The 10,260-nt window shown below is 41.5% G+C and carries 1 protein-coding gene and 1 pseudogene; both read left to right on the top strand.

Features of this window, described 5'->3' with window-relative positions; genetic code table 11:
- The coding region (locus tag DYY66_RS06905) for an Lrp/AsnC ligand binding domain-containing protein (protein WP_218583657.1) at window positions 1-276 on the top strand (276 nt) is incomplete at its 5' end.
- A gap of 9,208 nt (window positions 277-9,484) precedes the next feature.
- Window positions 9,485-10,260, top strand: a pseudogene (locus DYY66_RS06875) (hypothetical protein); the annotation flags it as partial.

Below are 10,260 nucleotides of genomic sequence, written 5' to 3'. Positions count from 1 at the left end.
ATATCCATGCAAAGATCAACTGATGGTCCAAGGTATATGGAAAGCGCATTTGTAATGATAACCTGCGAGGACTGTATCCAATCGCTGGTTGACTCCCTCAAGCAAATATCTGAGATTAAAGAAGTCCAGCCAACGTGTGGCAACTATGATGTTATAGTAAAAATCGAGACAGACTCGGCAGACTCGCTGCGCGATGTGATAAACTCAAAGATAAGAAAGATAGACAAGATCCGTTCCACTACCACACTTGTGTCCTCGCCAATTCTTGTCTACTAAATTTTTATTATTTTCCAACAAAAAACACCCACACTATATTATAGCAACATCTATTGACAGTGTAAATGACCTGATCATCTTCTTGTTGACACTAGACTGTATCTTATGATAGAGGTTCTAGCCAATTAATTTTCAATATCTGCCAGAATATTTTCTTGTAATTGCAATTACGGAAATTATAGAAACTATTCCAATGACTCCCACAAGCGGACCAAACTCTGGTATTGTAGGCGTATGTATGATTGTATATTGGCCATCTGTTTTCGGATCTGAAGGCTGGGTGCCTGGAAGATCGTCAGTGTCAGTACTAGGATTTCCAAATCCCTGGCAGTTCCTTGAGTCTGTGTAGGAATATGGTTGCGATGGCAAGGGTGTTGTCAAGTGCGGACTGAGCAACTTGAATGAGCTTGTGATGCTGGCTGGTTCCATGGAAGCATATGGAGTTGCGTTGGTAAGAAAACTGCCAAGAGAAATATGGTTGTCATTGTCTACTGAAACAATTGTCGGATACGAAATCTCATCACGGAACAGGTCACTTGCAAAATCGGTACTTATCCACTGGTCCTGGAAACTCTGGAACCTGTAAACAGGGCTTGTGTTTGGATCAATGTCATCAATTTTAGTCGTGTAAATCCAAGAATGGGTCCCCTGTACTATCTGAACTACATATGCAGGAGGGTCTGCAAGCGGCTCAGGTTCTAGTACTCCGGTTATCCAGTATTTTGAGCCTGGTACGACATTCACCTCCTTTAGTTTTATGAATGCATAATTTCCGCTTCCGCCATGCTCAAACGTCATAATCAGTCCTTGTCTATTACCGAGTACCTTTCCAATGCCATAGTCCACCTGGAAGAACATGTATCTGTGGTTGCTTGCATCATTTGGCACATTCTGGTAAAAGTTGACGGGATTGTAAAATACACCTGCCTTGTATCCTATAATCGATCCCCTTGGCATTGTCCACTGTACTACAAAGCCGGTGCTATCAGCCTTTGTGACAATGTTTGTGCCAGGATTTGTTCTGTCGCTTATTGTAGCGTTGACACCGTGGGGTATGGACCAGGACCACCCTTCTTGGTTGAGATAATTGGCATCAGGACTGTTGCAGTCAGTAGGCCATGTATTTGGTACACAAAGTCTTGATGATGCATCGTAGCTAAAACCGTTAGGACATTGCGGAGGTGAAAAACACATGCCTAAAGAATTGGGGTGCTGGTCACCTACACACATGTTTGGGTATGGCGGATCTGTGTTACAGTGACCTGCTGCATCAGGAAGCATACCATTAGAACACGTGTCTGGGGCCCAGAGACACTGGCCAGACTCTGAATAAAATTGTCCGGTACTGCAAACCGGATCTAGTGGACTTTGTGCTGGAACATACGTGTTGTTATAGTTTGTAGGATCGCCTTGAGGGAACAAAATTCCTTGAGGAAAATCAATTGTTAGTGCAGTGTTGTTCACGCTTACAAATGGTATAGTTATGGAACTGCCATTTGGATAGGTGTGCCTGTCAGAAACTGATCCTGGCTGGAGTGGGAATGAAAGAGATTTGGCAGTTGTCATTTCTGGATGTCCTGTTGCATCAAGAAAATCCCAATAGTTGACCTGAACAAGTTGAGTTATAGATGACACGATGGTCCCGTCCTGGCACAACTGATCTGGCATCTGAAAAGTACCAGTAAAGACACCTGTTGAAGGACCANTTGAAGGACCAGTCTCAACAAGTGAAAAACCACTTGCAGACAGGCTTGTGGCAAATCCTCCCTTTGTACCACCAGATGACTCTTTGCCAAAACATGACACCGTGTGATGCGGGTCTCCTGGTATTACAGAGTTGGACCATCTTATTTTATCTGGTCCAAACTCTACATTTGCCAGTTCCCCAATTGGTTGACTGTTACTATATACTCCAAGCCCTGCCTTGCCTATGGTATCAACTGCAACATCTTGCACTGCTGCAGTAGTTGGTGCAACTGTAGTGTAAATGACAACAAGACTGGGGTTTGTGTCAAGATCAGGATCTGTCAGTGTTACTGTTACAGTGTCTCCAATGTTGTATGTTTTTTTGTCAGTGGTTATGGTTCCACTAAATGTCGTAATGTCTTTCTGCGAACCAATCTTTGTATTAACTCCGTCTGCACCAAGGTCAAGATATCCAATAGTTGGTGCGCCACTTCCTGACTGCATACTAGTGATTGCTGCAAACTTTACGTCATGGTTGATTGTTCTCAATGCAGAGTATGTATTGTGATCAAAAATGTTGAGTTGGTTGAGCATGAAATACTGACTTGTGCCTGTAAACACTCCTGTGTTGTTACCGGTCTCTGCAAGCTCAAACCTGTAAATGCCATTGTTTATCTCTTGCATGTTCTGTACGTCGTTGCCAATCAAGCCTATGCTAAAAAAGTCAACTGCCATTGGCTCTCCAACAGGTGGCAAGAAAAGATTGCCACCGTGATCTGTTGTAAATGTAACCAATATTCCAATGTTGGCATTTTTTGTAACTGTTCCAAAGAGGTCATTGTTTAGGTCTGATGCTGCAATGTCAGTATAGTTTAGGTTGATAAAGTCCCTCAAACTTACCGAGTCTGCAATGTGCACAAGTGTAGGATTTGAAGAATATATCTTTCCATTGCTTGTAAGGCCTGTACCTGCATTGTTGTAAACAAGGTTTATCCCAATATTGGTGATGGAACTGCCAGTTGCACCGTTAAGACCGAGTGATCGTAGGTCATAGTTAAGAAAGTTAAAGCCTGTAAAGTTCTCTGCACTGCCAACCCTGTCTGTGTTATGTATCGTACCCAAGAGCGTGCTCATGGTTGTCTTCAAGTCTATTAACAATGCAGTTGTTGAATTTATCTCAGTTGTACTAGTACTTGAAAAGCTAAAGATCGGTCTCTGGCTTGCAGCTTCATCTTCTTGTATGTCTACTGCATTTTGAGATATGGACAAGACCTGTGCTGTCCCAATACCGCTACTAAAAGAGGGGCTACCTGCAAGCTTGACTAGTTGCGCAGTCTCGCTGCCTGCTCCTCCTGAGGAAAGGGTAAATGGAGTCCCAATGACCATTGTTGGAATTCTGGTCATTACTGGGTCGTAGAAATTGAGGTATTCTATCCTCTTGCTGTTTAGGTTGAGATCATTGTCGATAAGTGTTACCGGTATATCTTTTGCAAGACTTGTAGAGCCCTGATTAATTGTTCCAAATGCAAATCCACCAACTATTGATCCGCTGATGTCATTGTACTGGAATGTGGCAGACTGACCCCTTATACTTGGATCTTTTATAGTTACAATCTCTGATTCTCCTCCTTTATCCCATGTGCCAAATATTCCAGTATTCACACCACCTTCAACAAAAGAGAGTGGTTGCGAGCCTGCGGCAATTGATCTGGTGCTAACAGCTGCAGGATCACCTCTCTTGATTCCATTGTAGGTTGTCTCGTAGTTTGATTCAAAATCAATTACTCTTGAGCTCTGAGCAGTAGGGTTTACTGTGATCCTGCCGTTGTGATTGAACATGAGTTGAGTAAGGTTGCCTTCCAGGTTTTGCATGCCCGCAGTGCCATCTGCATCAGGACTTCCATTTCTGTCAAATGCCTGATAGTATAGCGTATTGTTTGTAGCACTTGTACCCCAGGTCCACGAGTCCTCCTCTGTTGGGTCAATGTTAAGCTGTGGGTCATTCATTGTCAAGAAAACTTGAGAGTTTTCTGGATATGTTGACCTATCTGGTATGACCGAAATCAAGTTTTGTGGGATTTTGTCAAAGGTCAAGTTGACGATTTGGTCGCCACCGTTCTTTTGATAGTCCACTGTTACTGCGCTTGGGATTGCAGAGAAGTCATAGAGCTGGATAATTGGCCAGACGTTAGAGTCTGCAAAGCCAATTTGACCGACGGTTACAGCGCTGTTAGCATGTGTAAGAGTCTTGTTTTGTCTTACTACATGTTCTTCAGCTGCACCACCAGAAGTTGACAAATTGGTACATGTACCAAAGTTTGATGCACCTGCTGGGTGAGTTACTGAGCCTCCGACTGGTCTTGCAACAGTAAATCCTTTAGTATCAGGGAAGGTTGGACCGGTGGCTGTAGTTGATGTTGAACTACAAAAGTCACCAAAGTTTAGACCTTTACCAGATAATATTGTGGTTTTTTGTGCTNTTGCCATGTCGTTTGATTCTTGTAGAGGCGGATCAACAAATGAAATATACTGCACAAAGTCTTCATTTGCAAGATCGTTTATCTTGACAGGATCAAATTNTTGCCATGTCGTTTGATTCTTGTAGAGGCGGATCAACAAACGAAACATACTGCACAAAGTCCTTATTTGCAAGATCCTTTATCTTGACAGGATCAATTACTATGGTTATAGACGGGACAGTTTTTACAACCGAAATAATTTTTCCGCCCATATTATTGATATTGTCTGATGCTTTTGTAATGTCTACATCTTTGTTTAATTGTATGGTAAACACTACCCGGTTTCCTTGACTTGCCCATGGTGNATGCTTTTGTAATGTCTACATCTTTGTTTAATTGTATGGTCAACACTGATTGGTTTCCTTGATTTGCCCATTGTGGAACAATTCCTGTCTTTACATCTGCATCAACCTTGTAATTAGGATCAAATGGACCTGCCCATCGTGCATTTGGAAGTGTCTGCAGGATGTTTATGTTGGATACTTTGGTTGATGCAATGTAGGTATTGCCTGTTATGTAGTCAAGCAAAGTTACGCCGTTGTTTGTAATCGTGTTTATCTCAGATGGGCTTGGAAGTTTTGTAAATTGAAGTAAAAAGTGTACTGTATCACTTGAGTTGCTATTGCTTGTTATCTGTACCGTATTAAAGCCAGTTGACGGAGTGAACGGACCATTCTTCAATAAAATGCGAAATGGATCCAATGGAGGGTCTATCGATGTTATATCTTCAATGTTCAACTGATCTGCTGCATTGTATGGAGGAGAAGGCAATGTCCTGTCGGTGTATCTACCTGTGACATTATCCCCCACATTTACCCGCAATGTATCACCCGAAGAAGACATGGTTGTAGAAAATTTTACAGTACCATGAAATATTCCAGTAGAAACATTTGTCTCTGTCATGGTAATCTTGATGCCACCAGGGTCAGTGGTAGACAAGACAGTTGCATCGAATTTATCAACTGCATTGGGATCAAGATTCATGTCTGGATCAACAATTTCCAATGTTCCCTGGCCGTTTGAAGGATATGACGAATCAAGCCATTTCACCTCCCCCCTGTTCCAGTGTATGAGAGCAGAGCCTGTTACCGTTTGGTTCTTTGTAAACTCAAATGATACTGAGATACCGTCAACATTTTCTGCAGGGAGAAAGCCACCTGTTGGACCAGTTCCGCCTGGACCCATTCCAGTTGGTTCTTTGCCCGAGCCATCTACTCCTCCAGCACCCTTGATGGTTGAGTTGCCTGTCAGGATAACATAGCCTGTGAATATTCCAGTGTTAACTCCAGTCTCAACCAATTTGTATGGAGAAAGCATGTGGTATTTTGTGCTTACAACCAGATTATAGTCCGAGTCTCCAATAGAATCAATAAAGTTTGGATCAAAGTTATGATCCGGTGCTACTACGGTAATGTAAACACGGTCAGTCCAGGTGTATACATGCTGATCTAGTTCAATTGATGCTCCAAAGTTAGTTGTATAAACAATCAACTGCTTATCTTGGCTGCTTGCACCTACTATCTTGGAGCCTGCTGAACCCCAGTCAGTATATCCTAGGCGAATCTGCTCTCCTCTCTCCAGCAAGGTTCCATTGATTTTCTTTGGAATCTTGACTACAGATTGAAAGATACCAGTATCTACACCTGTCTCTGTAAGCATAAATGGCGTTGGATTAAATACTGCAGCTTGTCCTCCAAGTACACCTATTGTTCCCTTGAAAGCATGTGAATCCCATTCAATCAAATCAAGTGGAATGTGTTCTACACTCTGTGAATCTAAGTTCAAGTCAGGTTCAACCAAAGTAAGGATCATGTCACGACTGACAAAATATACCTGCTTGTCAGATTGGAGTTCTCCATTTTTAAGATCAAATGTAGCAGTATGAGTGACAGTCTGGATGTTACCTGTAGCATTTTTTACATCGATATAACTTATGGTAAGTATATCGCCTGCCATCACACAATACTTGCCACTTGGGGGCGCAGAGTAAAATCGCACCAACTGAGAGGCAGAAAACCCTGCACCACTAATGGAGCCATCAAAGTTGTCAACTTGTGGACATGTAGCATCTGAAGGTCCATCAGTTAGCTTGATTGGCAAGTCTATCTGGAAGATGCCTGCATTTGGAGCGATCTCAATCATTGGACCAAGATCTCTTGCATGAGAGACTGCTGCAGAATTTACTGCTGGTAGGTTAGTGCCATTCAAGTTGAGGATCTTGCCTTGTTTTACTGCAGGGCCTCCTGCGTATGCAAGCAACATAGATTGTCCTCCCCTTGAGATCTGAATTGAGACAGGTCCATGATTTGCATCATTTACTCCTGTGGATATCTTGTTTATGCCTGGTGATGTATCAAAGTCCTTGTCATTTACCCTGATGTGTACAATGACGTTTCCATTTTGTATTGTATCAATATTTGTCAGACCTCCTGTTGTAACATCTTGATGTAATGGAAATACTCCAGGTTTGTTTCTGATCATACTGTTTGTTGGATCAAAATCGCTCTGCCCTTGGTTTGCCCCAACCGACCCAAATGGAACAGGATAAACTTGCTTGTCCACTGAAATTGAACCCGTATAACTAATGCCAAAAACCTGAGACGGAGACATGACAGCAAGAAAAACAATAATTGATACAATGCTTACTACGATTAATCTAGATTCTACCAATTCAGTATGTTCCTGAAATAATTTGTGCGAGAGTTGTATTTCTTGAATCTATGAAAAAATGAGAAGTCAGTCCTTTCTCAAAATCCAACTCTAAATCTTGCCTTTGAAATTATCATGATGCTGATAAACGATATCGCAAGAATCACAGCTGCTACTGGACCAAATTCAGGAACTGTTCCAGCAACGGCAAAACTATTCATCTCAGAGTCAATGTCCTGAAGTGTTGCAGTCCTGTTTTCCTGAGACGAAATAGTTACGGGTGGCAGGTTGTTCTTTATCTGTACTAGGTCAGAGTAGACCCCCCACACGTTGTTGTTGTTATTTTGTGTGTTTGCATCATCCATCAATTGTTTTATGGTGTGGGTACTGTTGACCTGACTTGAAGCAAATGGTTTTAGCTTATCAAATAAATCGTCCAAGTGATGTCCGCGAAATCCTTTCACTGCATCACTAGTTATCTCTGTAACATCTTGGCCAAGAGGTCCAAGTTCAGTGTTGGTATCATTGCCTGATACTACTGACTGGTAGAAATTTGTACTGGTTCTAAAGTTGAGAGGATGTGGATTTATGCTGTTTCCTGTCTTGATGTAATTCCAGTCGCTGAAACCATCTAGTGTTGACGATGTACCTGTACTACATCCTGTTACACCAAGATTATTGAGATTTTGACTATAAGGACTGGCTGTATTTAGATTCCAATCGTTTGTTACTCCGGTAGTACCACTCACTATTCCATTATTAGGTGTAGACCACCAGATGGATCTCTCACCACTTGTTGGACATGATAATGGTTGTCCTGGTGCAGTGCCAGTTGGAGGAGGTGAATTATTTGATGGATACTGGTAGCTTCCAACATTAGAGTCTGTAAGGCTTTGTTCATTTAAGCTGGATAATGCTGAATTAGAGTAGTCAAGTGGTCTGCAAATATCATTATTTTCTCTGAACTGGTACGTGTATGACATTATGCTTGGATAGTTTGGTTTGCAATTGTCATCATCTTCAACACCTGTAGGAGGAATCTCTCCACCATGATGAAGCCCAAAATTGTGGCCCAACTCGTGCATTATCGCACCCTCCTGTTCATCTATGCTTCCTACACCGTTAGNACTGGTACGTGTATGACATTATGCTTGGATAGTTTGGTTTACAGTTGTCATCATCTTCAACACCTGTGGGAGGAATCTCTCCGCCATGATGAAGACCGAAATTGTGGCCCAACTCGTGCATTATAGCACCCTCCTGCTCATCGATGCTTCCTACGCCGCCAATAAAACTACCTAGTGATACAACAAAGTCATTACCTACCACCTCTGACCATCCTGATGATAATGTGTTACCAAATTGATAGTCTACAAGCATGCCATAGTGGAAGACCTGTCTTTTTGCAGTAAGACAATTGTATGAATTAGGATTTGATACAGTTCCAGCATTTGTGGGTATTGCATTGTTTGGACAGTAGCTAGTGTTACCTGCTCTCTCATCTATAGTTCCAAATCTATTTTGTTTTAGATACGGATATCCTTGATAATTTAGAGTTGATGGACTGCATGTAAGACCATTATTTGTTGTTGGATAATTTCTTGCCATGATTCTTACATCACAATAATGTAGACCAATATCGCCACTGTTTGTAGATGGATTTTCACCATATTGTACATGCAAAGCTATTCCTTGGTTGTCAAATGCTTTTACAACATCTGCAATAGCTTGTGGATTGGGAGCCTGATTTGACATCCAGTCAAGTTCAACGTAAATATCTTTTTTTGTTGGTGATGGACATACTGTATAACCAGTGGGATCATCAGCAATTGTTCTGCCTACAACACATGTGAGGTCATATCTGTAATTGACTGGAGTAGTACCTTGCGTGTTGTCCGTAAAATTAATGTGCAAGCCAGGATTGGGTCCAGAGTTTGATTCCCAATTATCACAAATTCCATCATCATCCGAGTCTCCTCCATATGGACTACAGTCAAGAACTCGCACAGGTAACATTGCATAGTTCTTAGTACTCTGCCAAGGTGAACTATCAGTTACATCTGTGGCAAAGACTGGTGCTATGCCAAACATGATCAACCCAGCAAACATAACAAGAGAAAACTTGAGAGTGTCAGACAATCTAACGATCCTTCACATACTGCTTTTTAAGATTTTGCCCCTTGAATTTTTTTTTTTAAAAATTTTTGTATAATGTAGATAATCTGATTGAAAAAATACATATTTTTTTCAATTAAATATGGAATTATTATATTCAAAAAATCCTACTCCAAAAACTCCTTATATTAAATTAATGTCTATAAGACGACTTGAAGCAGAGATGGATTCTGTTTGTAATGTGCTTGTTGCTTTCAAGCATGATTATTCCATCACAGCAGGTATTTGCACCATCAATAACAGTCTCTTGGAATGGAAGTACAAGTCTTGATCTTAATTCAGGTGGACTTGCAATTGGTACTGGATTTTTAGGAAATCTGACATTTACAGTACATGATGATAGTTTCATTGGTGGTAACCCTGCTGACACAATCCAAGTACTAGTCAACTCTACTACGAATCCTAGCGGAATTATTCTTACACTTACTGAATCTCCAGGTAACCACGGAGACTTTTCTAACCATGATCTTATTTTTACAAATGGAACGCAAACATTTGCACAGGGTAGTACCCAAACTGTGGGTATTCATGATAACACACTGAATACGAATTCTTCCAAAGTTGAAACCATAGTTAGTGGTCCTGCATCAATTAATGGAATCGAGGTGCTCTCATCAAGTACACCTGCTGATAAAACTACTGGTATATTTTTGAATCTAACTGAGACAGGACCCAACACTGGAATATTTACAAAAAACCTCAAATTCACAAGTACTTCATCAGTTAATGGAAGCTCAATTCAAGCAGTAGGTGGAGATATTGTAAGCATCATCAACCTAAATGATCTCACCCAGACAAACGAACTGGTTACACCAAATCCTGATCCTGCAGTGGGTGCACTCTCTGCAAAACTTGGCGATGAAGTAGACGTAGTTTATCACAACGTCAAAAGCGTAGCTCATATCGTCACAAGTGGTGGATTGCCAGGAGGTGGAGGAGGCGGCCTTATACGACC

The sequence above is a fragment of the Candidatus Nitrosotalea sp. FS genome (genome assembly GCF_011319475.1).
Taxonomy (GTDB): domain Archaea; phylum Thermoproteota; class Nitrososphaeria; order Nitrososphaerales; family Nitrosopumilaceae; genus Nitrosotalea.
Note: the sequence above shows the minus strand (reverse complement) of the source record. Positions and strands in the feature narration are given on the sequence as shown.